This is a genomic window from Pseudomonas sp. L-22-4S-12, assembly GCF_009799935.1.
Lineage (GTDB): Bacteria > Pseudomonadota > Gammaproteobacteria > Pseudomonadales > Pseudomonadaceae > Aquipseudomonas.
The window spans coordinates 308,091-333,258 of record NZ_WELL01000001.1 but is presented as its reverse complement, the minus strand read 5'-3'; the positions used below and the strand labels follow the sequence as shown (position 1 = coordinate 333,258).

24 protein-coding genes are annotated in these 25,168 nt (G+C 67.8%); 13 read left to right on the top strand and 11 right to left on the bottom strand.

All coding sequences use genetic code 11. The features are described from left to right. Positions 1 to 167: 167 nt before the first annotated feature. The 5 genes from F3I16_RS01540 to F3I16_RS01520 form a co-directional block, all read right to left on the bottom strand. Positions 168 to 383, bottom strand: coding sequence for a DUF1127 domain-containing protein (locus F3I16_RS01540; RefSeq protein WP_160492021.1), 216 nt, complete (start codon positions 381 to 383; stop codon positions 168 to 170). A gap of 338 nt (positions 384 to 721) precedes the next feature. Further along, complete coding sequence (locus F3I16_RS01535; protein ID WP_160492020.1) at positions 722 to 1,528, bottom strand: alpha/beta fold hydrolase; 807 nt, start codon at positions 1,526 to 1,528, stop codon at positions 722 to 724. Positions 1,529 to 1,638: 110 nt separating this feature from the next. Continuing rightward, complete coding sequence (locus tag F3I16_RS01530; RefSeq protein WP_160492019.1) at positions 1,639 to 2,751, bottom strand: polyamine ABC transporter substrate-binding protein; 1,113 nt, start codon at positions 2,749 to 2,751, stop codon at positions 1,639 to 1,641. Positions 2,752 to 2,775: 24 nt separating this feature from the next. Next, positions 2,776 to 3,807, bottom strand: coding sequence for a histone deacetylase family protein (locus tag F3I16_RS01525; protein WP_160492018.1), 1,032 nt, complete (start codon positions 3,805 to 3,807; stop codon positions 2,776 to 2,778). 122 nt (positions 3,808 to 3,929) lie between these two features. Next, positions 3,930 to 4,925 (bottom strand): AraC family transcriptional regulator, encoded by a 996-nt coding sequence (locus F3I16_RS01520; RefSeq protein ID WP_160492017.1) that lies wholly within the window; start codon positions 4,923 to 4,925, stop codon positions 3,930 to 3,932. A gap of 136 nt (positions 4,926 to 5,061) precedes the next feature. On the opposite strand from F3I16_RS01520, the gene glsB reads away from it, so the two are divergent. Further along, the gene (gene glsB, locus F3I16_RS01515; RefSeq protein ID WP_160492016.1) at positions 5,062 to 5,985 is read left to right on the top strand and encodes a glutaminase B; all 924 of its coding nucleotides are present in this window, start codon (positions 5,062 to 5,064) and stop codon (positions 5,983 to 5,985) included. A gap of 123 nt (positions 5,986 to 6,108) precedes the next feature. Here glsB and F3I16_RS01510 read toward each other — a convergent pair whose 3' ends face one another. From F3I16_RS01510 to F3I16_RS01500, 3 genes are all read right to left on the bottom strand, one after another. Beyond that, on the bottom strand, positions 6,109 to 7,101 hold the full coding sequence (locus F3I16_RS01510) for an asparaginase (protein ID WP_160492015.1): 993 nt from the start codon (positions 7,099 to 7,101) through the stop codon (positions 6,109 to 6,111). Positions 7,102 to 7,105: 4 nt separating this feature from the next. After that, positions 7,106 to 7,552 (bottom strand): GNAT family N-acetyltransferase, encoded by a 447-nt coding sequence (locus tag F3I16_RS01505; protein ID WP_160492014.1) that lies wholly within the window; start codon positions 7,550 to 7,552, stop codon positions 7,106 to 7,108. 227 nt (positions 7,553 to 7,779) lie between these two features. Then, entirely contained in the window at positions 7,780 to 9,225 is a 1,446-nt protein-coding gene (locus F3I16_RS01500; protein ID WP_160492013.1) for a sodium:alanine symporter family protein, read from the bottom strand. A gap of 162 nt (positions 9,226 to 9,387) precedes the next feature. On the opposite strand from F3I16_RS01500, the gene F3I16_RS01495 reads away from it, so the two are divergent. Continuing rightward, positions 9,388 to 10,200 (top strand): helix-turn-helix transcriptional regulator, encoded by an 813-nt coding sequence (locus F3I16_RS01495; RefSeq protein ID WP_160492012.1) that lies wholly within the window; start codon positions 9,388 to 9,390, stop codon positions 10,198 to 10,200. Between the two features lie 342 nt (positions 10,201 to 10,542). On the opposite strand, the gene aspA is transcribed toward F3I16_RS01495, so the two are convergent. From aspA to F3I16_RS01480, 3 genes are all read right to left on the bottom strand, one after another. Beyond that, positions 10,543 to 11,967 carry an aspartate ammonia-lyase gene (gene aspA / locus F3I16_RS01490; protein ID WP_160492011.1) on the bottom strand — a complete coding sequence of 475 codons (1,425 nt, stop codon included), beginning with the start codon at positions 11,965 to 11,967 and terminating at the stop codon, positions 10,543 to 10,545. 400 nt (positions 11,968 to 12,367) lie between these two features. Beyond that, on the bottom strand, positions 12,368 to 13,123 hold the full coding sequence (locus tag F3I16_RS01485; RefSeq protein WP_160492010.1) for an ABC transporter substrate-binding protein: 756 nt from the start codon (positions 13,121 to 13,123) through the stop codon (positions 12,368 to 12,370). A gap of 104 nt (positions 13,124 to 13,227) precedes the next feature. After that, on the bottom strand, positions 13,228 to 14,676 hold the full coding sequence (locus tag F3I16_RS01480) for a sodium:alanine symporter family protein (RefSeq protein ID WP_160492009.1): 1,449 nt from the start codon (positions 14,674 to 14,676) through the stop codon (positions 13,228 to 13,230). Positions 14,677 to 15,587: 911 nt separating this feature from the next. Between F3I16_RS01480 and F3I16_RS01475 the strand changes: the two genes are divergently transcribed. From F3I16_RS01475 to F3I16_RS01425, 11 genes are all read left to right on the top strand, one after another. Next, positions 15,588 to 16,493, top strand: a complete 906-nt coding sequence (locus F3I16_RS01475) for a LysR substrate-binding domain-containing protein (protein ID WP_160492008.1) — start codon at positions 15,588 to 15,590, stop codon at positions 16,491 to 16,493. A gap of 357 nt (positions 16,494 to 16,850) precedes the next feature. Further along, positions 16,851 to 18,572, top strand: coding sequence for a type II secretion system ATPase GspE (gene gspE, locus F3I16_RS01470; RefSeq protein ID WP_160492007.1), 1,722 nt, complete (start codon positions 16,851 to 16,853; stop codon positions 18,570 to 18,572). Between the two features lies 1 nt (position 18,573). Next, complete coding sequence (locus F3I16_RS01465) at positions 18,574 to 19,794, top strand: type II secretion system F family protein (protein ID WP_160492006.1); 1,221 nt, start codon at positions 18,574 to 18,576, stop codon at positions 19,792 to 19,794. Between the two features lie 15 nt (positions 19,795 to 19,809). Beyond that, on the top strand, positions 19,810 to 20,253 hold the full coding sequence (gene gspG, locus F3I16_RS01460) for a type II secretion system major pseudopilin GspG (RefSeq protein WP_160492005.1): 444 nt from the start codon (positions 19,810 to 19,812) through the stop codon (positions 20,251 to 20,253). A gap of 12 nt (positions 20,254 to 20,265) precedes the next feature. Then, positions 20,266 to 20,724: a GspH/FimT family pseudopilin gene (locus tag F3I16_RS01455; RefSeq protein WP_160492882.1), complete on the top strand. Its 459-nt coding sequence runs from the start codon at positions 20,266 to 20,268 to the stop codon at positions 20,722 to 20,724. Continuing rightward, a complete protein-coding gene (locus tag F3I16_RS01450) occupies positions 20,717 to 21,112 on the top strand; it encodes a prepilin-type N-terminal cleavage/methylation domain-containing protein (protein WP_160492004.1) in 396 nt (131 codons plus the stop codon). Before F3I16_RS01455 ends, F3I16_RS01450 begins: the two co-directional genes overlap by 8 nt. After that, a complete protein-coding gene (locus F3I16_RS01445; RefSeq protein ID WP_160492003.1) occupies positions 21,112 to 21,771 on the top strand; it encodes a prepilin-type N-terminal cleavage/methylation domain-containing protein in 660 nt (219 codons plus the stop codon). Before F3I16_RS01450 ends, F3I16_RS01445 begins: the two co-directional genes overlap by 1 nt. Then, complete coding sequence (locus tag F3I16_RS01440; RefSeq protein ID WP_160492002.1) at positions 21,749 to 22,693, top strand: general secretion pathway protein GspK; 945 nt, start codon at positions 21,749 to 21,751, stop codon at positions 22,691 to 22,693. The genes F3I16_RS01445 and F3I16_RS01440 overlap by 23 nt, the downstream gene beginning before the upstream one ends. After that, complete coding sequence (locus tag F3I16_RS01435; protein ID WP_160492001.1) at positions 22,690 to 23,805, top strand: PilN domain-containing protein; 1,116 nt, start codon at positions 22,690 to 22,692, stop codon at positions 23,803 to 23,805. The genes F3I16_RS01440 and F3I16_RS01435 overlap by 4 nt, the downstream gene beginning before the upstream one ends. Further along, positions 23,802 to 24,431: a type II secretion system protein GspM gene (gspM, locus tag F3I16_RS01430; RefSeq protein ID WP_160492000.1), complete on the top strand. Its 630-nt coding sequence runs from the start codon at positions 23,802 to 23,804 to the stop codon at positions 24,429 to 24,431. The genes F3I16_RS01435 and gspM overlap by 4 nt, the downstream gene beginning before the upstream one ends. Before the next feature lie 196 nt (positions 24,432 to 24,627). Beyond that, positions 24,628 to 25,167, top strand: a complete 540-nt coding sequence (locus F3I16_RS01425) for a type II secretion system protein N (RefSeq protein ID WP_160491999.1) — start codon at positions 24,628 to 24,630, stop codon at positions 25,165 to 25,167. Position 25,168: the final 1 nt, after the last annotated feature.

Genomic DNA, 25,168 nt, shown 5'->3' with positions numbered 1-25,168 from the left:
ACAGGCCATCGAGCTTGAGTGGGGGCGGATTTATCCGCGATAAATAGGCAGCCCGGCGTAGGCCCTGATCGCGAATGAATTCGCTCCCACCAACAGCCAGATATGAAAAAGGGGGAGCATGATGCTCCCCCTTTTTTATCGGTCAGACGCGAGGTCCGCGCCGCGGCTTAGCGCCAGAACGGCTTGCTGACCTCGACCTGGCGCTCGTATAGGCTGATGCCGGCGTCGGCTAGCAGGCGTTCATCGAGGCGGGCCAGCTGGTGGCGGCTGACGATGCGGCGTTTCCACAGCAGCAGGGTGGCGATGATCTGCAGCGGCAGGCTGCCGCGAACGTTGCTGGAGCTGTCTTGAAAGAGCGAGTCGGAACTGAGGGTACGTTCCATGGTGGTGCTTCCTTCCGCTTGTGGCGGGGTGAGAGAGTGTTCGTCTGTAGAGGCATTTTCCTGACTTTATGGTCATTTTTGTAGGCACAGCTGCGATCAATTGCAGGGCTATTTGTTAGTCAGCTTGGTAACTGTACTGCTCTTTTGTCGGCAACTGTACTGGTCATAAGTGGAAAGTCATGCCGTGAGCTATACGGCGAGATTTTCCGCTATGCCTGGTGATAATTGCGGCAAATTCGTGGCGGTACAGTTGTTTTGCGGCCCGGTAGATTTGGCATCTGTTATTGCCCGGCCGCGTCGGATGGCCAGACCCCGCCCGGCCGCGCGTCGAGCGCGCTTCAGGCGCCGCAGTGGCGCTGGAGGAAGTCGGCAATCAGTGGGTTGACCCGTTGCGGATGGGTGATCGGGCCCATGTGGCCGAGCTCGGCAAACTCCACCAGCTGCGCCTGGGGCAGCGCGCCGGCGAGCAGGCGGGCGACTTCGCGGGCCGAGAGCGGCGACTGCCGGCCGACCAGGTAGAGCACCGGCACCTGCAGCTGCCGCCAGGCGTCCAGGCTGGTCGGCTCGCCAAACAGGGCGTCGGCCCAGCCGCGCACATTGACGATCGAGGCGAGGATCGGCCCGCGCCGGCTGGCGGCGGTGGCCGCCCAGGTGCCGGGGCCCATCCAGTAGTCGATGAAGCATTCGGCGGCGGCGTCCGGATCACCGGCGGCCAGGCTGGCGACGGCCCGGGCCACGGTGGCGCGGATGCCGTCGGCCGCGTTCGGCGCCGGCCGTTCGGCATCCAGCAGATTGAACAGGGTCGGCTCGTACAGCACCAGGGCGCGTACTCGCTGCGGTTGGCTGAGGGCGGCGCGCAGGGCGAGCGCGGCGCCATAGGAGTGGCCGACCAGGGAGAAGGAGTCGCCGGCGCGCTGGAACACCGGCTCCAGCAGGGCGACTTCGTCGCTCAGGGCCATCTGCCGCTCACCCGGCCAGGGCGGGCTCTTGCCGGCGCCGTAGGAGTCGGCGGCGAGCACATGGAAGCGCTGCGCCAGGCTCTCCTGCAGCGGGCGCCACTGCGCGGCGCTGCTGGCATTGGCGTGCAGGCAGACCACCGCCGGGCCGGCGCCGGCTTCCCGGTAGAAGGGGCTGGGCGCGGACATGGCAACCTCCGGTACGGACGCGACGGGCGGTTTCTCAAGCTAAGCCGCTGCCGCCGCCTTGTCCATCCGGCCGCCCCGGCAGCGGCCGGGCGGTCGGCGCCGGGCCGGGTTCAGCTGCCGGTCTTGATCTTGCTCCAGGTGCGGGTGCGCACCCGTTCGATCTTCTGCGGCAGCGGTTGCAGCACGTAGAGGGTCTTCTGCGCCGCGGCGCTCGGGGTCAGGTTGGGGTTGTCGCGGATCTCGGCGCTGACCAGCGGCATGGCGTCGCGGTTCGGGTTGGGGTAGCCGAGGAAGTCGGAGATCGGCGCCACCACTTTCGGCTCCAGCAGGTTGTTGAGGAACTCGTGGGCCTCGGCGACGTTCTTCGCGCTTTTCGGAATGGCGAAGGAGTCGTACCACAGCGGCGCGCCTTCCTTGGGCAGGCGCCAGTCGACCACCACGCCGTTGCCGGCTTCCTTGGCGCGGTTGGCGAACTGGTAGAAGCTGCCCGAGTAGCCGATGGCCACGCAGATGTCGCCGTTGGCGATGTCGGTCATGTACTTGGCCGAGTGGAAGTAGGCGACGTAGGGGCGGATCTTCAGCATTAGCTCGCCGGCCTTGGCGTAGTCGTCGGGCTTGGCGCTGTTCGGGTCCAGGCCCAGGTAGTGCAGGGCGATCGGCAGGATGTCGCCGGGCGAGTCGAGCATGGCCACGCCGCACTGCTTGAGCTTGCTGATGTTCTCTTCCTTGAAGATCAGGTCCCAGCTGTCCACCGGCGCATCCTCGCCGAGCACGGCCTTGACCTTGGCCGGGTTGAAGCCGATCAGCACGGTGCCGTACATGTAGGGCACGGCATACTGGTTGCCGGGGTCGTTGGCGGTCATCAGCTCGAGCAGGCCGGGGTCGAGGTGCTGCCAGTTGGGCAGCTGGCTCTTGTCCAGCTTCTGGAACACCCCGGCCTTGATCTGGGTGTCGAGGAAGGTGTTGGTCGGCACCACCAGGTCGTAGCCGGAGTTGCCGGTGAGCAGCTTGGCCTCCAGCGATTCGTTGGTGTCGAACACGTCCCAGGTCAGCTGGATGCCGCTGTTCTTCTGGAAGTCCTTGGGCACCGCCGGCAGCATGTAGTCGGCCCAGTTGTACACGCGCAGCTCGCGCTGCTTGTCCGCGGCCTGGGCCTGGGTCGCGCCGGCCAGCAGGGCGGCGCCGCACAGGGTGGTAGCGATCAGCTGGTGGAGTTTGTTCATCGTGTGCTCCTCATGCGGGGCGCTTCAGGCGCCCTGGAAACCTTCGAGTACGTTGACGGCGTTGATGCCGATTTCCGCCACCGCGTAGCCACCTTCCATGACGAACAGGGTCGGTTTGCCGAGGGCGGCGATGCGCTGGCCCATGCGCAGGTAGTCCGGGCTGTCGAGCTTGAACTGGGAGATCGGGTCGTCCTTGAAGGTGTCGACGCCGAGCGAAACCAGCACCACGTCCGGGGCATAGGCGGCGATGCGCTGGCAGGCGCTGTCCAGGGCGGCGCCCCAGACGTCCCAGGCGCTGCCGGCGGGCAGCGGCAGGTTGAGGTTGAAGCCGCGCCCGGCGCCCTCGCCGACCTCGTCGGCATAGCCGAGGAAGAACGGGAACTCGAAGCTCGGGTCGCCGTGGATCGAGGTCACCAGCACGTCGTTGCGCGCATAGAAGATCGACTGGGTGCCGTTGCCGTGGTGGTAGTCGACATCGAGGATGGCCACGCGCAGGGCGCCCTGGTCGAGGCAGGCCTGGGCGGCGATGGCGGCGTTGTTCAGGTAGCAGTAGCCGCCCATCAGGTCGGCCGCGGCGTGGTGGCCTGGCGGCCGGCACAGGGCGAAGGCGCTGTGGGCGCCCTGGCTGATCTGCTGCTGGGCGGTCAGGGCGACCTGGGCCGAGCTGTACACGGCCTGCCAGGTGCCGGCGGTGATCGGCGCGCCGCCGTCGAAGCTGTAGTAGCCGAGCTGGCCGTGCAGGCTGTCCGGCAGCTTGTGGCGCAGGGTGCGTGCCGGCCAGGTGAAGGGCAGCAGGTCGCCGTTGGGGTTGCCCGTGGCGGCCCAGCGCGCCCAGGCACCTTCGAGGAAGGTGAGGTAGTCGGCGCCGTGGATGCGCTCGATCGGCGCCATGCCGAAGTCGCTGGGGCCGCGCACTTCGCCCAGCTTGCGCTCCTTGACCCGTTGCAGCACGTGGTCGGCGCGCGAGGGCATCTCGAAGCAGGGCTTCAGCTCGCCGTCGATCAGCTCGCAGCGGCCGTGGTGCAGGCGGTGGTCATCACTGTAGAGGGTCAGCATCTTGTTGTTCTCCTGGCAATGCATCTGGCGCCATTGTTGGCAGTGCCGTGGCCGGGAGAAAACGACCGGAGCGGCCACAAGGGGATAGATGTGGCCAATTTGTTGGGGCCCGCAGGTCCGTCTCAGGCGCGGAAGCGACTGGGCGGCACTCCACTCCAGCGCTGGAAGGCATGGCGGAAGCTGGCGGTTTCGCTGTAGCCCATGGCCTCGGCGATCTGGTGGATGGGCAGCTCCTGCTGTTCCAGCAACTGGCGGGCGCGGCTGAAACGCAGTTCGTCGAGCAGGCTCTGGTAGCTGCTGCCGGCATCGTGCAGGTGGCGGCGCAAGCTGCGCGGCGAGCAGTGCAGCTGCTGCGCCAGGCCTTCCAGCCCCGGCGGCGCCTGCAACTGGGCGGCGAGCAGCTGGCGGCAGCGCATGACCAGGGCCTGCCGGCTGACGAAGGTGGCGTTGAGCTGGCGGCACTGCTCGCGCATGTCGCGCGCGGTCACCGGGTTGGCCAGGGGCAGGCGCCGCTCCAGCCAGGCGCGGGAGAAGCCGAAGGCGTTGCGCGCGGCGCCGAACTGGCGCGGGCAGGCGAAGCTGTCGGCGTACTGCGCCTCGTAGGCGGGGGCGGCGTGGCGGAACTGCGCACCGATCAGGGGCAGCGGCTGGCCGAGCAGGTCGTCGCAGATCAGCTTGAGCGAGGCCAGGCAGAACTCCACGTTGAAGGTCTGCAGTTCGGCCTGGTCGCGGTAGCCGTCGGCCTGCATCCAGACGCTGTCGCCGTCGTCCACCAGGCTCAGCTCGAAGTAGGTGCCGAGCAGCGCCGGGTACTCCAGAGCCAGCCGTAGGGCGTCACCCAGGGTAGCGCTGGCGAGCAGGGTGTAACCGAGCGAGCCGTAGGAGGAAACGTGCATGCGCCGGCCCATGAGCAGGCCGAGCTCCTGGCAGTGGGCCTGGGCATTGGCGCACACGCGCATTTCCTGGGCGGTGCTGATGCGGATATCCGGGTGCTGCAGGTCGGCCAGGCGAATGCCGCTGCCGGCCAGCAGGGCTTCGGCGCTGACGCCGGGGTGGTCGCCGAGGATCTGCAGGATCAGGGCGACGCTGTGCAGGGTGGTGAGGTGAGAATGCAGCATGGCGACACCGCCAGTGAAGGATGCCAATTCAGGAGCAAGAAGCATGCCCCGGCAGGCAGCGGCTGGTCACCGCCAACTGTGATGGACGGCGTGCGCCGGGCGTCTATTTCGCCTCGTGGATAGGTGGAGACAGGCCATGCAAGCGGTGTTGAACGAGATTCTGGATCAGGTCCGCCCTCTGCTGGGCCAGGGCAAGGTCGCCGACTACATTCCGGCCCTGGCCGAGGTGCCGGCCAGGCAGCTGGGCATCGCCGTGTATGGCATCGATGGCAGCCTGTACACCGCCGGCGACGCCGACACGCTGTTCTCCATCCAGAGCATTTCCAAGGTGTTCAGCCTGGTCCAGGCGATCCAGCATGGCGGCGAGGACATCTGGCAGCGCCTGGGGCACGAGCCGTCCGGCCAGCCGTTCAACTCGCTGGTGCAGCTGGAGTTCGAGCGCGGCCGGCCGCGCAACCCCTTCATCAACGCCGGCGCCTTGGTGATCTGCGACATCAACCAGTCGCGCTTCGCCGCTCCGGCGCTGTCCATGCGCGACTTCGTCCGCCGCCTGGCGGGCAACCCGCAGCTCAACTCCGACGGCAAGGTGGCCGACTCGGAGTACCAGCACCGCGCGCGCAACGCCGCCGCGGCCTACCTGATGCAGGCCTTCGGCAACTTCCACAATGAGGTCGAGACGGTGCTGCGCAGCTACTTCCACCACTGCGCGCTGGCCATGAGCTGCGTCGACCTGGCGCGGGCCTGCGGCTTCCTGGCCAACCAGGGGGTCTGCCCGTTCAGCGGCGAGGCGCTACTGACTCCGCGGCAGACCCAGCAGGTCAACGCCATCATGGCCACCAGCGGGCTGTACGACGAGGCCGGCAACTTCGCCTACCGGGTCGGCCTGCCGGGCAAGAGCGGGGTCGGCGGCGGCATCGTCGCCGTGGTGCCGGGGCGCTTCAGCCTGTGCGTGTGGTCGCCGGAACTCAATGCGGCCGGCAACTCGCTGGCCGGCATGGCGGCGCTGGAGCTGCTCAGCGAGCGGATCGGCTGGTCGGTGTTCTCGCCGCTCAAGGCTTAGCGGCGCAAGGGATATCCGGGTTTCCAGGCAAGCCCGCACCCTTTCGTAGGAGCGGCTTTAGCCGCGATGCCGTTTGCCGAAGAGCATCGCGGCTAAAGCCGCTCCCACGGGAACCCTGGCTGCTTACTCGGCCAGCTCGCCGCACAGGTCGAGGGCGAACAGGCGCTCCACCTCGGTCTGTGCCAGGCCCGCGCCGAGCAGGCTGAACAGCTTGCCCAGTGCCGCCTCGCGGCTCATGCCGCCGCCGCTGACCAGGCCGGTCTGCGCCAGGGCGCTGCCGGCGGCATACACGCCGAACTCGACATGGCCCTGGGCGCACTGGCTGATCGCCGCCAGCACCACGCCGCGCGCATGGGCCTCGCGCAGGGTGGCGAGGATCTCGGGGTTGTCCGAGGGGCCGGTGCCGCTGCCGTAGCATTCCAGCAGCAGCGCCTGGACGCCGCTGGCCAGCAGCGCACGCAGTTGCGTCGCACTCAGGCCTGGGAACAGCGGCTGCACGGCCAGCGTCACCGGGCGGCGTGGCTGGCGGTAGTGCAGGGCGCTCGGCAGTGCGGCGATGGCCTGGCCGTGGCGCGGCCGGCGGGTGTCCTGGAAGGCGTCGAAGGCCTCGCTCTTCAGCTTGCTGGCGCGGGCGCCGTGCAGCAGCTGGCCGTTGAAATACAGGTGCACGCCAGGCGCCACGCCCTCGGCGAGCAGGGCCAGGGCGCCGAACAGGTTCGGCCAGGCATCGCTACCGGGCACGCCGGCCGGCTGCATGGAGCCGGTCAGCAGCACCGGCACGTCGAGGCCGAGCAGCAGAAAGCTCAGGGCCGCAGCGCTGTAGGCCAGGGTGTCGGTGCCGTGCAGCAGCAGCACGGCGTCAACGCCGTCCTCGTCCACCGCGTGGACGATGGCATCGCGCATGGCCAGCCAGTTGGCCTGGGTCATGTTGGCGCTGTCCAGCGGCGGCAGCAGTTCGGCGAACTGCCAGGCCGGTGCCGGGCGCTCGGGGTGGGCGGCCTGTTCGGCGCGCAGGCGGGCTTCGAAGCCGGAGGCCGGGGCCAGCCCGGCGGCGCTCATCTGCATGCCGATGGTGCCGCCGGTATACAGCACCAGCAGCTTTTGGGTCGGATTCATGGGGTCAACCAAACAAGTGTCGATACTGGATAAAGCCGGAGCGGCTGGCGATCCGGTCGTAGAGTTGGCGCGCCTGGGCGTTGTCTTCCTGGGTCAGCCAGTGCACCCGGCTGGCGCCGGCGGCCTGGGCGGCGGCATACACCTGCTCGATCAGCGCGCGGCCGATGCCGCCACCGCGCACGCCTTCGGCGACATACAGGTCCTGCAGGTAGCAGTAGTCGCCGAGCGTCCAGCAGGAGCGGTGGAAGATCCAGTGCACCAGGCCGATGGCCACGCCGTCCTGCCAGGCCAGCGCGGCGTGCATCGGCTCGCTCGGGTCGAGGAAGCGCTGCCAGGTCACGGCGCTGACTTCGGCCGGAATGTCGCTGTGGTAGAAGCGCTGATAACCCTGCCACAGCGGCAGCCAGGCGGCGTGATCGGCGGCGGTGACGGGGCGGATTTCCAGGGACATGCAAAGGCTCCTTGCGCTGCAGGGTGCGACGGTTTCAGCCGAGTGTACTGGCGAATCGCTGCAGCCTGCTCGCAGAAAAGGCCGGGCGCCGCGCTCCTTGTGGGAGCCGCTTTAGCCGCGAAAGCGTTAGGCGGGGAGTCGGGCTCTTATCGCGGATAAATCCGCTCCCACTCAAGCCGGGGCAAGAAAAAGGGGGCCTAAGCCCCCTCATCCCTGAGTACGGAGACTCAGCGCTGGTGCGCGGTGTGAGCCAGCTCGGCACGGGCATTGGCGCTTTCGCCCTGGGTCGGGGTCGGCCAGGCAGCCGGGTCCAGGTCGAGGTCGGCATAGTCCTGCGGATCCAGTACCGGCGACTGCACGCCGGCCTTGATCTGCCGGTCGTAGTCGCGCATCAGGCGCAGGCCGGTCTTGAACAGCAGGGCCACGGCGGCCAGGTTGACCAGCGCCAGCAGGCCCATGGTCACGTCGGCGAAGGCGAACACGGTGGACAGGTCCTGCATCGAACCCCACAGCACCAGGGCGATGACCAGCACGCGGTAGGCGATCAGCAGCGCAGGCTTCTCGCTGAAGAAGCTCAGCGCGTTCTCGCCCAGGTAGTAGTTGTACACCAGGGTGGTGAAGACGAAGAGCAGCAGGGCGGAGCTGACGAACACGCGGCCCCACTCGCCGACTTCGGCGGCCAGGGCGGTCTGGGTCAGGACCACGCCGGCCAGGTTGCTGCCCGGCTCGTAGACGCCCGAGAGCAGGATGATCAGCGCGGTGCTGGTGCAGATCAGCAGGGTGTCGATGAACACGCTGAGCGACTGCACGATGCCCTGGGCGGCTGGGTGCTTGACCGCAGCCACGGCGGCGACGTTCGGCGCACTGCCCAGACCCGCTTCGTTGGAGAACAGGCCGCGCTTGACGCCCATGATGATGGCCGCGCCGATACCACCGGCGAAGGCCGGCTCCAGGCCGAAGGCGCTCTTGACGATCAGGCTCAGCACCGCCGGCACTTCAGAGATGTTCATGCCGATCACCACCAGCGCCATGGCGATGTAGGAGAAGGCCATGATCGGCACCAGCACGTCGGCGGTGCTGGCGATGCGCTTGATGCCACCGAAGATGATCAGGCCGATCACCGCCACCAGGGCGATACCGCTGACATAGGTCGGCAGGCCGAAGGTGTCATGCAGCGAAGTGGCCACGGTGTAGGACTGCACGGCGTTGAAGCCGAAGCCGAAGGTCACCAGCAGCAGGACCGAGAAGATCACCGCCAGCCAGCGCTGACCCAGGCCATGCAGGATGTAGAAGGCCGGGCCGCCACGGTAGGTGCCGTCGGGCTCGCTGCGCTTGTACAGCTGGGCCAGGGAGCACTCGAAGTAGCTGGTGGCCATGCCGAGCAGGGCAACCAGCCACATCCAGAAGATCGCGCCAGGGCCGCCGAGCATGATGGCTACCGCCACACCGGCGATGTTGCCGGCGCCGACGCGGCCGGCCACGGAAAGCATCAGCGCCTGGAACGAGCTGAGCTGGCCCGGTTTGCGCTGGAAGGCTTCGGCGAAGATGCTGAACATGCTGCCGAAGTAACGGAACTGGACGAAACGCGAGGCGATGGTGAAGTACAGGCCGAGACCGACCAGGGCGACGATGAGGACCTTGCTCCAGAGCAGGTCGTTGAGAAGATCGAGCATGATGAGGGTGTCTCTCTTGTTGTTCTGGATGGGCGAGGCCGCGCCACCGTGCGGCCCCCGAATGGTTGGCCAAGGGCGGCGCCGGCGCAATTTCGCGGGTCGCGGCGAGTTGATGCGAGTTGATGCTAGAATCGCGTCACTCGCATCATCAGGACCAGGCCCATGGCGGAGCATTTCGGCGACAACCTCAAGCTGCTGTGCAGCCATTACCGCTCGATCGCCGAGGTTTGCCGCAAGCTGGCGATCAATCGTGCCCAGTTCAACAAGTACCTCAGCGGCCAGAGCCGCCCGACGCCCTACAACCTCAAGCGCATCTGCGACTTCTTCGGCGTCGAGGAATACGAACTGGGCCAGCCGCCGGAGCAGTTCGCCCGCCTGATCGGCGCCCGTGACGCCAAGCCGGGCAAGGTCAGTGACGGCGACCCGCTGCTGGAGCTGCTGCAGCCGCTGCGCGACAACGCCGGCAACCTCGGCCGCTACTGCGGTTACTACTTCGAATACTCCAACTGCATGTCGGTGCCGGGCTTCATCCTGCTGTCGCTGGTGCACCTGCGCGAGGAGCGCGGCACCTACCTGTTCGAGCGCCAGGAACGCCAGGAGCGCTCGCGGGCCGGCGAGGCCGAGGACTGGGTGCGCTGCCGTTACCTGGGCGCGGCCTTCGCCCTGCAGGACCGGCTGTTCCTGCTGGACTACGAGTCGCTCACGGTCAACGAGATGAGCCAGACCATCCTCATCCCCAGCTACAAGAGCCGCATCACCCGCCTCAACGGCCTGAAGACCGGGGTTTCCAGCGGCGACGGGCGCAATCCGGCCTGCACCCGCGTGGTCTGGGAATACCTGGGGCCGGAGATCAACCGGGTCAACGCCTACCGGCAGATCATGCTGTACCGCCCGGACGACCCGCGCATCGATGCCGACATCCGCCAGCGCCTGACGGTGGAGCCGCTGAAGAACGGTTTGTTCGAGATCGAGTAGTGCCAGGGGCTAGAGGGCGGTTTCTGGTGGCTATGTCCACAGGAGCGATAAGCCGTAGGTTGGGTTGAGGAGCCCCGCGACGAAGCCCAATGACTCACCCCTGTCCGTTGGGCTTCGCTACGCTCAACGCCAACCTACCCCCGTGTGCGCCGCGACATACGGGGCAGTTCTGCCTGTCATTCCATGCAGTACATGGCTGGGGCAGAACCTTTGCGCATGGCGCACCCTGCGGATCGTGGCGTTTTTCGGACAAAAAAAGGGATGGCCGGAGCCATCCCTGAGGGTAAGAGGCGGGGGCGCCTCTCGGTCGATGTTCAGTGCGCGCTACCGCGCGCCGCCGGCTCAGGCTTTGAGCGGCACCAGGCGCGGGGCGATCATGTTCTCCGGGCGCAGGATGTCGGCCAGGGTGGCGTCGTCCAGCAGCTTCTCCTCGCGCACCAGCTCCAGCACACCGCGGCCGGTATCCAGCGCCACCTTGGCGATGCGGGTGGCGTTCTCGTAGCCGATGTAGGGGTTGAGCGCGGTGATCAGGCCGATGGAGTTCTCCATCAGCTGGCGGCAATGGGCTTCGTTGGCGGTGATGCCGTCGATGCACAGCTCGCGCAGCATGTCCATGGAGCGGGTCAGCAGGCGGATCGAGTCGAGGATCTTGTAGGCGATCAGCGGCTCCATCACGTTCAGCTGCAGCTGGCCGCCTTCGGCGGCGATGGTCAGGGCCAGGTCGTTGCCGATCACTTCGAAGGCCACCTGGTTGACCGCTTCCGGAATCACCGGGTTGACCTTGCCCGGCATGATCGAGCTGCCCGGCTGGCGTGCCGGCAGGTTGATTTCGTTGATCCCGGTACGCGGGCCGCTGGAGAGCAGGCGCAGGTCGTTGCAGATCTTCGACAGCTTGACCGCAGTGCGCTTGAGCATGCCGGAGAACAGCACGAAGGCGCCCATGTCCGAGGTGGCTTCGATCAGGTCGGCCGCCGGCACCACTGGGTGGCCGCTGATTACGCCTAGGCGCTCGACCGCCAGCTTCTGGTAGGCCGGGTCGGCGTTGATGCCGGTGCCGATCGCGGTGCCGCCCAGGTTGACCTCGGTGAGCAGCTGCGGGGCCATGCGCTTGAGGTGCTGCAGGTCTTCGCCGAGGGTGGTGGCGAAGGCGCGGAATTCCTGGCCGAGGGTCATCGGCACGGCGTCCTGCAGCTGGGTGCGGCCCATCTTCAGCACGTGGCCGAACTCCAGGCCCTTGGCGGCGAACGACTGGATCAGCTTGTCCAGGGCGGTGAGCAGGAAGTCATGGCCGAGCAGCAGGCCGACGCGGATGGCGGTGGGGTAGGCGTCGTTGGTCGACTGCGCCATGTTCACGTCGTTGTTCGGGTGCAGGTACTGGTACTCGCCCTTCTCATGGCCCATGGCTTCCAGGGCGATGTTGGCGATCACCTCGTTGGCGTTCATGTTGGTCGAGGTGCCGGCGCCGCCCTGGATCATGTCGACCACGAACTGCTCGTGGAACTCGCCCTGGATGATGCGCGCACAGGCGGTGCTGATCGCGGTGTGCTTGGCGGCGGACAGGTGGCCCAGCTCGCGGTTGGCGTCGGCGGCGGCCTGCTTGACCATGGCCAGGGCGATCACCAGTTTCGGGTAGTGCGACAGCGGTACACCGGAGAGACGAAAATTCTGCACGGCGCGCAGGGTCTGGATGCCGTAATAGGCATCGGCCGGGACTTCCAGTTTACCGAGCAGGTCTTTTTCGACGCGGGTGGATGCAGCAGCGGACATGATGAGATTTATCTCTGGTAGATACGGCGAGTGCCGCGATGCCCAATAGACTAGGCCTGAGTCCGTTTGTCGGCTAATGCTGTTAACCGCTATGGTATGCACAATCGGCATAATGTCGCGGTGACCCGAGGCGAATGTCGCGCGTGCATAATTTCGAACGAATTGGCGGGATAAAAATGCACAGCCGGATGCAATTCGGGGTGGGGAGATTCGCTGAGCCGGCAAAGCGGGTGGCTGGGGCTTCATCGCCCTGGCCGGCACCCGCAGCGGAGCCCTCGGCGGGCAGTAGCGAGCCCGAAGGTCGGCGTGCCGGGCGGGCTTCGCCGCGGCCCGGCAGGGGTTACGCCAGGCCTGGTGGCTATCGCGGCCCTGTGCGCCAAGGCGCGGGCCGCCTGGACTGTCAGCACAGCTGCGGATGTTTTGTGCAGCTGCCGTAGCCTTCGCGGCGCATCTGCTCCAGGGCCTGTTGCAGGCGCTCTACCACCTCGTCCGGGGTGTCCTTGTGCAGGGCCAGGTAGAGCGGCGAGGTCTGGAAGCTGAGGATGGTGTCCAGGCCCTCGACCCCTTGTTCCTTGGCGTAGGTGCGCCAGACCGGGTCGGAGGTGGCCCATAGGTCGATCCGCCCGCGTTGCAGCTTGTAGATGTTTTCCTGGTCGCGCAGGGCGTTCTGCGGCTTGAAGCCCAGGCGCTCCAGGTGCTGGCTGACCGCCGCGCTCTGGTAGGCGCCGATGCGGTAGGCCCTGGCTTGTTCCAGGTCGGCTGGGCGGGGGCCGCCATCCTTGAGGCCGACCAGCACGCTCTGGTACTGGGCGATGGGGCCGACCCACTTGAACAGCGGCTTGCGCGCCTCGCTCAGGGAGGTGGAGAACAGGCCGTGGTTGGGGGTGGTCATCGCCTGCTTGTAGATGCGGTCCCAGGGGAAGCGCAGGGTCAGGCTGTAGTCGATGGCGGCGCGCTTGAACATCTCGCGCACGATGTCGGCGCTGATGCCCTGGATATTGGCGTCGCGGGCGAAGTTCTTGCCGTTGCTCGCCATGTTGAAGGGCGGGAAGTTCTCGGTGAGCAGCACCACCTTGTAGTCGGGCGGCAGCTGGGCCTGGCTCAGGGGGCTGAACACCAGGCAGAACAACAGAGCGGCGCAAAGATAATGGCGCATGGTCTGGCACTCCTGTGAAACAGAGAGTCCCGCGCCTGCCACCTGGCTGCGCGGGGCCTATGACACAAAGCAAGCGCCCGGAACGGAGTCCGGGCGGCAGGGTTTCAGCGTTGTTGCAGCACGTGGGCCGGCGTCTGGCTGGTCACGCTGGGCCGGGCGGTCAGCGGCTTCTCTGGCCAGGCGGCCGGGTCCAGGTCGAGGTCGGCGTAGGCCTTGGGATCGAACACCGGCGACTGCACGCCCGCCTTGCGCTGGGCGTCGTAGTCGCGCATCAGGCGCAGGCCGGTCTTGAACAGCAGGAACAGCGCGGCCAGGTTGACCAGTGCCAGCAGGCCCATGGTCACGTCGGCGAAGCCGAACACGGTGGACAGGTCCTGCATCGAGCCCCACAGCACCAGGGCGATCACCAGCACGCGATACACCTGCAGCAGGATGCGCTTGCTGCTGAAGAAGCCCAGGGCGTTCTCACCCAGGTAGTAGTTGTACACCAGGGTGGTGAAGACGAAGAGCAGCAGGGCGGTGCTGACGAAGATCCGGCCCCACTCGCCGACTTCGGCGGCCAGGGCGTTCTGGGTCAGGATCACGCCGGCCATCTCGCTGCCCGGCTGGTATACGCCGGAGAGCAGGATGATCAGCGCGGTGCTGGTGCACACCAGGATGGTGTCGATGAACACGCTGAGCGACTGCACGATGCCCTGGGCGGCCGGGTGCTTGACCTCGGCCACGGCGGCGACGTTCGGCGCACTGCCCAGACCGGCTTCGTTGGAGAACAGGCCGCGCTTGACGCCCATCAGGATGGCCGCGCCGATGCCACCGGCGAAGGCCGGCTCCAGGCCGAAGGCGCTCTTGACGATCAGGGTGAATACCGCCGGCACTTCGCTGACGTTCATGCCGATCACCACCAGCGCCATGCCGATGTAGGAGAAGGCCATGATCGGTACCAGCACGTCAGCCATGCTGGCGATGCGCTTGATGCCGCCGAAGATGATCAGGCCGATCACGCCGACCAGAGCCAGGCCGCTGGCCCAGGTGGGCACGCCGAAGGTGTCGTGCAGCGAGGTGGCCACGGTGTAGGACTGCACGGCGTTGAAGCCGAAGCCGAAGGTCACCAGCAGCAGGACCGAGAAGATCACCGCCAGCCAGCGCTGACCCAGGCCATGCAGGATGTAGAAGGCCGGGCCGCCACGGTAGGTGCCGTCGGCCTCGCGGCGCTTGTACAGCTGGGCCAGGGAGCATTCGAAATAGCTGGTGGCCATGCCGAGCAGGGCGACCAGCCACATCCAGAACACCGCGCCCGGGCCGCCGAGCATGATCGCCACGGCGACACCGGCGATGTTGCCGGCGCCGACGCGGCCGGCCACGGAGAGCATCAGCGCCTGGAACGAGCTGAGCTGGCCCGGCTGGCGCTGGAAGGCTTCGGCGAAGATGCTGAACATGTCGCCGAAGTAGCGGAATTGAACGAAACGCGAGCGAATCGAGAAGTACAGGCCGAGGCCGACCAGCGTAACGATGAGGACCTTGCTCCAGAGCAGGTCATTGAGTAAATCCAGCATGGGTCTCTCCCTCACTTGTGGTGATATCGGGGGGATAAAAGGTGATGACGCCGCGGCGGCGCCCGGATAGGACGGCGCCGGCGGTCGACAACGGGTGGGCCAGATGACCTGGGCGCCCGTTCAGTCGATCAAGCTCGGCCTGGTTGTGCGCCGACACGGAACTGCCGCGCCGCGTCATGGCCAGCCATGACGGATGCAGCAGCGTTAGCAAACCGGGCTTGAGTCAACTGAGCGGGCTGTTCAGGCGACCAGCAGTCGGTCGGGGATTAACCCGAGCGACTGCTGGCGCGACAGGGATGGCCTGACGTTTGGCGGGGGGAGAGACGACAGCGGTCGATCAATTTCATGGTGTCACCCTGTGTAGTTATTGTAGGTATGCCCTGGATGCCGATAAGCATCTCGTTGGCTGCCGGTTTCCTGCCGGCTTATGCCGATGCGCTGGGTCGGCGCATAAGCCCCGCACGTCCTGCTGCGGGTATTGCTCTGGTTGACGAGGCCGGTGCAGAGCATGGCTTGAGCCTGCAATGCCCTTCGTTGCGCCGTGACTCAGGCTGCAAGCGGCGCGATCAACCTATGCTCGACCACTCCGTTTCGGCCCTTGCGACAGCAGCACGCTGCAGAGACGAACATTCTGTTCGGCGTGCGGGGGCTGGATGGCGCCATAGATCCCGGCGGCGACTTCCCGGATGCCAGGCAGGTCTTTTCCGTCTCGGGAAGATGCAGCTGCGGACATAATGGGCATCTTCTCTGGAAGATCCGGCGAGGTCAGCGATAGCCTGTAAGATAAGGACTGCAGCACATTCTCGACCAATGCTGTTACAAGCTGGGGCATGCATAATCGGCATAGTGTCGGTGTGACGCCCCAAAGTCTTTGGACGTGTAATCTGCCTTTATTCGCCCACGGAGCCTCGATGAATCTGGAAACCAAGTGGCTGGAAGACTTCGTCGCCCTGGCCGCCACCCGCAGCTTTTCCCAGGCCGCGGAAAAACGCTTCGTCACCCAGCCGGCCTTCAGCCGGCGCATCCGCAGCCTGGAGGCGGTGCTGGGCCTGACCCTGGTCAATCGCTCGCGCACCCCGGTGGAACTCACCGAGTCCGGCCAGCTGTTCCTGGTCACGGCGCGGAGCATGGTCGAGCAGCTCGGTGAGGTGGTGCGCCACCTGCACAACCTCGAAGGCCAGCAGGGCGAGGTGCTGCAGATCGCCGCCGCGCACTCGCTGACCCTCGGCTTCTTCCCCGAGTGGATCGCCCGCCTGCGCCGCGAAGGCCTGCCGCTCAATACCCGGCTGGTGGCGAGCAACGTCGGCGAGGCCGTGCATGCCCTGCGCGAAGGCGCCTGCGACCTGATCCTCGCCTACTACGACCCGGATGCGGCGCTGCAGCTGGCGCCGGAAATCTTCCCCTCGCTGCACCTGGGCGCCACCTCGATGCTGCCGGTGTGCGCGGTGGACGAGCATGGCGCGCCGCTGTTCGACCTCGACAGCGGGCACAGCGTGCCGCTGCTGGCCTACAGCGCCGGGGCCTTCCTCGGCCGCTCGGTCAACCTGCTGCTGCGCCAGCGCGCCCTGCGTTCCAGCACGGTGTACGAGACGGCGATGGCCGACAGCCTGAAGAGCATGGCCCTGCAGGGCCTGGGTGTGGCCTGGGTGCCGCGCCTGTCGGTGACCGCCGAACTGGCCCGGGGCGAACTGGTCATCTGCGGCGGCGAACACTGGCAGGTGCCGCTGGAGATCCGCCTGTACCGCTGCGAACTGTCGCGCAAGGCGCTGGTGCGCCTGCTCTGGCGCAAGCTGGGGGCGGGCGTCGGCCAGGAGTAGGGTGCCGGCGGTGCTTTGCGCCTGCTGCCAAGCCGGCGCAACAGCCGTCGATCCGTTAGTTTCGCCACTGAAACAGCACCCCGGATACCAGCGTCTATAGTGAAACAAGTTGCGAACCCGGCCCGCCGGTGACCCCCGCTGCGGCCTGTGGCATTGCCGTCAGGCGCAGGACCGAGAGGGGCGTACCCCGTTCGCAGCGTGCCCAGCCGCCGGCTGTGGCCGTGACGTTGCGCCGCGCCTCGCCAGATCTTCGCGCGCACCGCCGGTTGACAAGGTCTGGAATCGAAGCGGATGGATGCAACATGTACCTGTCACAGGGATCCCGTGCGCTTTAGGGCATGCTGACAGGATTGCACCATGGTTGCCGCGGAACGCATTGAGCCCGATCCCGAGCCTGTGGATCTGGGGTTGGCGCTGGTCAAGGCCGGCTGCCTGTCGGAGGCCGATCACAAGCGCGTGCTGCGCATGCAGGCGGCACAGCCCGAGGCCGGTTCGCTGGTCAACCTGCTCAACCGTCTGGGCCTGGTCGCCGAGCGCGACATCGCCGCCGAGCTGGCGCAGTTGCTCGACCTGCCGCTGATCGCCGGCGAGGACTTCCCCGCCGAGCCGCTGCTGGCCGAGCGCCTGTCCTTCCGCTTCCTCAAGGAGTGCCGCGCGCTGCCGCTGGAACTGGTCGACGGCGAGCTGCGGGTGGCCATGGCCGACCCGCAGGATGCCTTCGTCCTGGCCGCCCTGCGCCTGGCCAGCGGCTGCCGGATCAGCCCGCGGGTGGCCCTCGGCTCGGAGATCGACGCCGCCATCGAGCGCATGCACGGCCAGGGCCAGAGTCAGATGGGCGGCATCCTGGCACGGGTCGAGAGCAACGAGCAGGACGAGGTGGCCGACGTCGAGCAGCTGCGCGACCGCGCCAGCGAGGCGCCGGTGATCCGCCTGGTCAACCTGATCATCCAGCGCGCGGTGGAGCTGCGCGCCTCGGACATCCACATCGAGCCCTTCGAGAGCCGCCTCAAGGTGCGCTACCGCATCGACGGCCTGCTGCAGGAAACCGAGGCGCCGCCAGTGCAGCTGTCGCCAGCGGTGATCTCGCGGGTCAAGCTGATGGCGCGGCTGAACATCGCCGAGCGGCGCCTGCCCCAGGACGGCCGCATCGAGATGCGCGTGCAGGGCAGCGACCTCGACATCCGCGTGTCCACGGTGCCGACCATGCACGGCGAAAGCGTGGTGATGCGCCTGCTCAATCGCGAGAACGTGGTGCTCGACTTCGCCGCCCTGGGCTTCGGCGAGCAGCCGCTGGCGCGCCTGCAGGCCGCGCTGCGCATCCCCCACGGCGTGCTGCTGGTCACCGGGCCCACCGGCAGCGGCAAGACCACCACCCTGTACACCGCGCTGAACAGCCTCAATACCAGCGAGAGCAAGCTGATCACCGTGGAAGACCCGGTCGAGTACCAGCTCGAGGGGGTCAACCAGATCCAGGTCAAGCCGAGCATCGGCCTGACCTTCGCCAGCGCCCTGCGCTCCATCGTGCGCCAGGACCCGGACGTGATCATGGTCGGCGAGATGCGCGACCTGGAGACCGCGCGCATCTGCATCCAGTCGGCGCTGACCGGCCACCTGGTGCTCTCCACCCTGCACACCAACGACGCGCCGAGCAGCATCACCCGCCTGCTGGAGATGGGCGTCGAGGACTACCTGCTGACCAGCACCCTCAACGGCGTGCTGGCCCAGCGCCTGGTGCGCAAGCTGTGCCACGCCTGCCGCGAGCCCTATGAGCCGCTGGCGGAGATGGTCAGCGAGCTGAACCTGGCGCGCTTCGCCGGCGGCCGCCCGGTGCGCCTGTACCGGGCGCGGGGCTGCAAGGCCTGCAACGGCAGCGGCTACCACGGCCGCATTGCCATCATCGAGGTGCTGGTGCTCAGCGATGCGGTGCGCCGCCTGATCCTGCAGCACGCCGACGCCGGCCAGCTGCTGCAGGCGGCGCGCGGCGAAGGCATGCTGACCATGTATGAGGACGGCTGCCAGAAGGCCGTGGATGGCCAGACCACCCTCGAAGAGGTGATCCGCGTCACCCAGGAGGGCTGAGATGGCGCTCTATCACTATCGGGCGGTGAAGGACGACGGCGAGGTCCAGCTCGGCCAGCTGGAGGCCGACAGCGAGCAGGCGGTGCTCGAGCAGCTGCGCCTGCGCAACCTGATCCCCATCGAGGTGAGCACCCGGCGCAACTGGCAGGCCCTGCTCAACGTCGAGTTCGGCAGCCTGCTGCGCCACTCGCGCCAGGGCCGCCTGACCCTGCGCTTCACCCAGTACCTGTCGTCCCTGCTGCAGGCCGGCGTGCCGCTGGATCGTTCGCTGGAGATCATGCACAAGGTCAACCGCGACCCGGCCATGCAGGCGCTGGTCAAGCAGATCCGCGATGGCGTGCACCGCGGCCAGTCGCTGTCGCGGGTCATCGGCGAGGAGCGCCAGGTGTTCGGCGGCTTCTACGTCAGCATGGTGCAGGCGGCCGAGATGTCCGGCGACCTGGCCAGCGGCCTGCACAACCTCAGCTACTACCTGGAGCGCAGCAAGTCGCTGCGCGACAAGCTGGTCTCGGCGCTGATCTACCCGATGATCCTGCTGGCCGTGGCCATGCTGTCGCTGCTGATCATCCTGACCTACGTGATTCCCCAGTTCAGCCAGCTGTTCGCCGACATGGGCGCCAAACTGCCGCTGTCCACGCAGATCGTCATCGGCGTGGCCAACGGCCTGCAGGCCTATGCCGGCTGGGCCGTGGTGGTGCTGGTGGTGCTGGCCTGGTGGGGCCAGCGGACCCTGCAGCGCCCGGAATATCGGCTGGCCTGGGACCGCTGGCGACTGCGCCTGCCGCTGCTCGGCGGGCTCTACCAGCGCATCGAGACAGCCCGTTTCAGCCGCAGCCTGGGCACCCTGCTCAAGGGCGGGGTGCCGCTGCTGGCGGGTCTGGAGATCTCGCGCCAGGTGGTGGGCAACCGGGTGATGGCCGAGCAGATCGGCGTGGCCGCCGAGAGCCTCAAGCAGGGGCGCCTGCTGGCCCCGCCGCTGCTGGCCACCGGGCTGTTCCCCGACCTGGCCATGCAGATGATCCAGGTCGGCGAGGAGACCGGGCGCCTCGACGAGATGCTGCTGAAAGTGGCGGACACCTATGACCTGGAAGTGGAGACCGCCATGCAGCGTTCCCTGGCGGTGCTCGAACCCTTGTTGATCGTCGGCCTCGGCGTGCTGATCGCCGGGATAGTCATGTCGGTTCTGGTGGCGGTGATGAGCCTCAACGAACTGCCCATCTGAAGTGCAGGAGGAAATATGCAGCGTTCGGCAAACAAGCAAGGCGGGTGGGCGCGCAGCCGCGGCTTCACCCTGCTGGAGATCCTGGTGGTGCTGGTCATCCTCGGCATGCTCGCCAGCCTGGTGGGGCCGCAGGTGTTCAAGCAGCTGAGCGGCTCCAAGACCCGCGCCGCGGAGTTGCAGATCCAGGAACTGAGTGCGGCGCTCGACCTGTACCGCCTGGAGATCGGCAGCTACCCCAACAGCGGCCAGGGCCTCGATGCCCTGATCAGCCAGCCCACCGGGGTGAGCAAGTGGAACGGCCCCTATCTGAAGAAGTCGGTGATCCGCAAGGACCCCTGGGGCAACGACTACAAGTACCGCTACCCCGGTCAGCACGGCGATTTCGACCTGTGGAGCCTCGGCGCCGACGCCAAGGATGGTGGCGACGGCGAGGACCGCGACGTGCGCAGCTGGGAGTGACGAGGTGCCGGCATGGGCAAAACTGCGTCGAAGGGTTTCACCCTGCTCGAGCTGATGGTCACCCTGGTGATCATCGCGACGCTGGTCGGCCTGGTGGCGCCGCGCCTGGGCGGCGCCCTGGCGCCGATCAGGCTGGAGAGCGAGGGGCGCAAGGTGGCGGCGCTGTTGCGCCATGCGCGCAGCCAGGCGGTGCTGCGCAACCAGGACGCCGAAGTACGCCTCGGCGGCGAGCCCCCCGGCCTCAGCCTGGATGCCGGCGAGGCGCCCTACCGGCCGCCACAGTCGATCCAGCTGGAGCTGCGCGGCGGCAAGGTGACGGCGGCCGAAGCGGCGGCCACGGCCGAGGCGACGATCCGCTTCTACGCCGCCGGCGGCTCCAGCGGCGGCGAGGTGATCCTCAGCCTGGAGGACGGGCGGCAGACGGCGGTCAGCGTCGACTGGCTGTCCGGACGGGTGCGCGTCGATGACTAGCAGAGCGCGCGGCTTCACCCTGATCGAGGTGCTGGTGGCCTTCGTCATCCTCGCCCTGGCCCTCAGCGTGCTGACCCGCATCCTGTCCCTGGCGGCGTATTCCCTGGCCACCGCCGGGCATTACCAGCAGGCCCTGTACCTGGCCGAGTCGCAGCTGGCGGAGATCGGCGCGACCCTGCGCGCGCGGCGCAGCGAGCGCCTGCGGGGCAACCTGGAGCCGCCCTACCGCTGGGAGGCCGAGCTCGAACCCTACGACTTCGTCAGCAGCCAGCTGAACCTGGAGGAGCGGATCAAGGCGATGCTGATCACGGTCAGCGTGTCCTGGGGCGACAACCCCAGCCAGCGGGTCAGCCTGTCGACCATCCGCCTGGTCGAGGAGCCCCTGTGATGCGCGGCCCGGCCGGCTTCACCCTGATCGAGCTGCTGATCGCCATGCTCCTGGCCAGCCTGCTGGCGGTCCTTACCTACACCGGCCTGCAGCTCGGCCTGCAGGGCTGGACGGTGTCCGAGCGGCGCCTGAGCGAGCTGGAGGAGCGCTACCTCGGCCAGACCCTGCTGCGCCGCCTGCTCGAAAGCCCGTTGCAGCGCCTCCTGCGCGACGAGGAGGGGACGCTGCAGATGGGCTTCTACGGCACCGAGGAGGACCTGATGTTCGTCGCCAGCCTGCCGCAGATCGAGCACAGCACCGACCTGTACTGGGTGCAGCTGGCCCAGGTCGAGCTGGACGAACAGGACCCGCCGACCTGGCAGCTGGTGCTGCGCTACCTGCCGTTCGACCGCTACCTGAGCGTCGACTGGCCGCGGCTCGAGGAGCAGCTGGCCGAGAGCGGCCGCCAGGAAGTGCTGCGCGACGGTCTGGCCGGGCCGCTGCGCTTCACCTACTACGGCGAACTGCCGGGCGCCGAGGCGGCCTGGCACCTGCAATGGCAGGCGCAGGAGCGCCTGCCATCCCTGGTCAAGGTGGACGCCAGCGAGGAGAGCGACGGCGCCATCCGTCTCTCGGTGGCGCCCCGGGAGATGGCCTATGGCGTCAAGCAACTGGACTGAGCCGCGCCGCTGGCGCGGGCTGGCCCTGGTCGGGGTGCTCTGGGTGCTGGTCCTGCTGTCGCTGATCGCCCTCAACATCTCCGCCACCAGCCGGCTCGAACTGAAGCTGGCGGCCAACCTGGTGGAAGCGGCGCAGCGCCGCCACGTCAACGACGCGGCCGTCAACTGGGCGCTGTGGAGCCTGCTGCAGCCCGGCACCGCCGGCTGGCTGGCCGATGGCAGCCGGCGCCTGCTGAGCCTGGAGGACTACCAGATCGAGGTGGCCATGCAGGACGAACACGGCAAGATCGACCTCAACGAGGGCAACCCGCTGCTGCTGCAGGGCCTGTTCCTCGCCGTGGGCCTGCAGCCGGAGGTGGCGGTGGACCTGGCCGACGCCATCCTCGACTGGCGCGACAGCGACGAGCTGCGCCGCCTGCACGGCGCCGAGGCCGAGGAGTACCGCGCCGCCGGCCTGGTCGAACCGGCCAACCGGCCGTTCGAGCGCGTGGAGGAGCTGCGCCTGGTGCTGGGCATGAGCCCGGCGCTGTACGAGCAGGTGGCGCCGCTGCTGACCCTGTATTCCGGGCAGGCCCAGGTCAACCCGCTGGTGGCCCCGCAGCAGGTGCTGCTGGCCGTGCCGGGGGTGTCCGAGGCGAATGCCCTGCAGTACATCGAACAGCGCCGCAGCACCTACGAGCAGGGCCTGCCCACGCCGCCGTTCGGCTCGGTCAACGCGAGCCTGCTGAACAGCAACATGCCGGGCATTAGCTATGCTATCGAAACAGCGGTGAGCAAGGCCGGCAGCATCGTTTCCCGGCAGAACCTGATCATCCGCCGGCGTGGCGGAATGGGCAGCCGATTCGAGATTCTCAGTCTCAGTTCGCCTCAGGTTGCCCCCGAGCCCGGCCGCGATCCCGCGGTGCCAGGAGAGCCTCTATGAACATGCGCGGTTACGGAGCCCAACTGGGGGCGCGGCTTCGCACGCTGCTCGCGCAGGCCAGCGACTTCGCCATCTGGTGGTGGGACGAGCTGCTGGGCCTGATGCCCGAGCGCTGGCAGCGCCACCTGCGCCACCTGGGCAACAGCCTGATCATCGAAGTGGACGAACAGCAGGCCGCCTTCAGCCTCGGCAATCTGGCCCAGGCCGAAGCGCTGGAAAGCCTCAGCCTGGAAGCCCTGTGCGGCGACGGCGGGCTGCGCGAGGCGAGCCTGGCGCGGGCCGCCAAGGCCGCCCAGATCATCCTCCTGCTGCCCGCCCAGCATGCCCTGCGCAAGACCGTCGGCTTGCCCCTGGCCACCGAAGGCAAGGTGGACAACGTGCTGCGCTTCGAGATGGACCGCTACACCCCGTTCAACAACGAGCAGGTGTATTTCGGCCATCGCCAGCTGCGCCACGCTGGCTCCCGCGAGCGCATCGAGATCGAGCTGACCGTGGTCCAGCGCGACTACCTCGACCCGCTGCTGGCCGCCCTCGGCCGGCTCGGCCTGGCGCCCGACGTGGTGTCGCTGCGCGACAGCGCCGACAGCGCCGGCAACCTGGTCAACCTGCTGCCGGCCAGCCGCGGCCTGGCCGGCCGCCAGGGCTGGCGCAAGCGCCTGCGTGTGGTGTGGGTGCCGCTGCTGGTGCTGGGCCTGCTCGCCTGGCCCTTCTTCCAGCAGGACCGCGAGCTGCAGGCGCTGCAGGCCGAGGTGCTGCAGCTCAAGGACCAGGTCGATCAGGCGCGCGGCCTGGGCAGCACCCTTGAAGAGCTGCAGACCGGCCGCGACTTCCTCCTGCGCCAGCAGGCCCTGGCCCCGCAGCCCCTGCTGCTGCTGGACGAACTGACCGCCCTGCTGCCCGACAGCACCTGGCTGACCCGCTTCGAAGACGACGGCAGCAGCGTGCGCCTGGACGGCGAGTCGGCCGAGGCGTCGAGCCTGATCAGCCTGCTGGAGAGTTCGCCGCTGCTGGAGAACGTGCGCTTCGCCTCGCCGGTGACCGCCAACCCGGGCACCGCCCGCGAGCGCTTCAGCCTGGTGGCCGATGTCAGCCGCAGCGAGGTGCAGCCATGAAGAGCCTGCGTCGCCGGCAGCGCCAGGCACTCGCCCTGCTGCTGTTGCTGGCCGTGCTGGTGCTGCTGCTGGGCGGCGTGGTGCAGCCGCTGCTGATGCATTACTGGAGCAGCGAGCGGGAGATCGAGGCGCTGCACAGCCGCCTGGAGCTGTTCCGTCGCCTCGCCGCCGCGCTGCCCGAGCAGGAGCAGAACCTTGCCCAGCTGCAGGCTCAGGACCCCGCCAGCCAGCTGCTGTTCCAGGAGCCGCGCCCGGCCCTGGCGGCAGCCAGCCTGCAGCAACTGGTCGGGCAACTGGTGACCCAGGCCGGCGGCCAGGTGGTCAGCACCCAGATCATGCCGCGCGAGCGCGGCGACACGCCACTGCCGGAAATCGCCTTGCGCGTGCAGTTGCGCGGCGACAGCCGCACCCTGGTCGGCGTGCTGCACGGCCTGGCCTACAGCCAGCCGCTGCTGCTGACCCGCGACCTCACGGTGGCCAGCAACCCGCGCCAGCGCGCGGCCCAGCGCCTGCTGCGCAATGCGCCGAACGCGCTGGACGTACCGCCGCTGGAGCTGTCCTTCACCGTGGCCGGCTACACCCGCCGGGTCAGCGATGGAGCGAGCGACGAGGTGAGTGATGAATAAGGCCATGTCCTCCTTATGTGTTGCATGGGGTGGCGAGCGTGGATTGCTCTGTATTGCGCCGCGCGCCTGCGTGGGTAGGTTGGCGTTGAGCGCAGCGAAGCCCAACAACCGGGGCAGGCTCGTTGGGCTTCGTCGCGCTGCTCCTCAACCCAACCTACGACTTATCGCCTTTGCAACACGCTATTGGGACATGGCCATGAATAAGTCCCGCCCGTTGGCCTGTGTTGCCCTGCTGCTGCTCGGCGGCGTCGCCCTGGCCGCCGAGGAGGCCGTCGAACCGGCGCCGCCTCCTGCCTTGGTCGCGCGGCCGCTGGGCGACTTCCAGCGCATGCTGGAGCGGCCGTTGTTCAACGCCAACCGTAAGGCCGAGGACAGCACCCAGGACGACACGGTGAGCAGCGCCGACGAGCAGCAACTGCGTGAGAACTGGCGCCTGACCGGGGTGCTGATCGAACCCCAGCGCCAGCTGGCGCTGTTCTCCCAGCTCAAGGGCGGCAGCAGCCTGCAACTGGAGAGCGGCGCGGTGCTGGACAACAACTGGGTGCTGGAGCAGATCGCCGCCGACCACGTGGTGTTGCAGCGCAGCGGCCTGCGCATCGAAATCCTGCTGTACGACCCCGCCGCCCAGCCCGTGGCTGCCCCCCAGGCACCACAGGCTGCGCCACCGGCGGCCAAGCCGAAGCCGAACAAGTCGCAGGATGCGGCACAACCCAAGATCCCGGCAGTACCGGGATAAA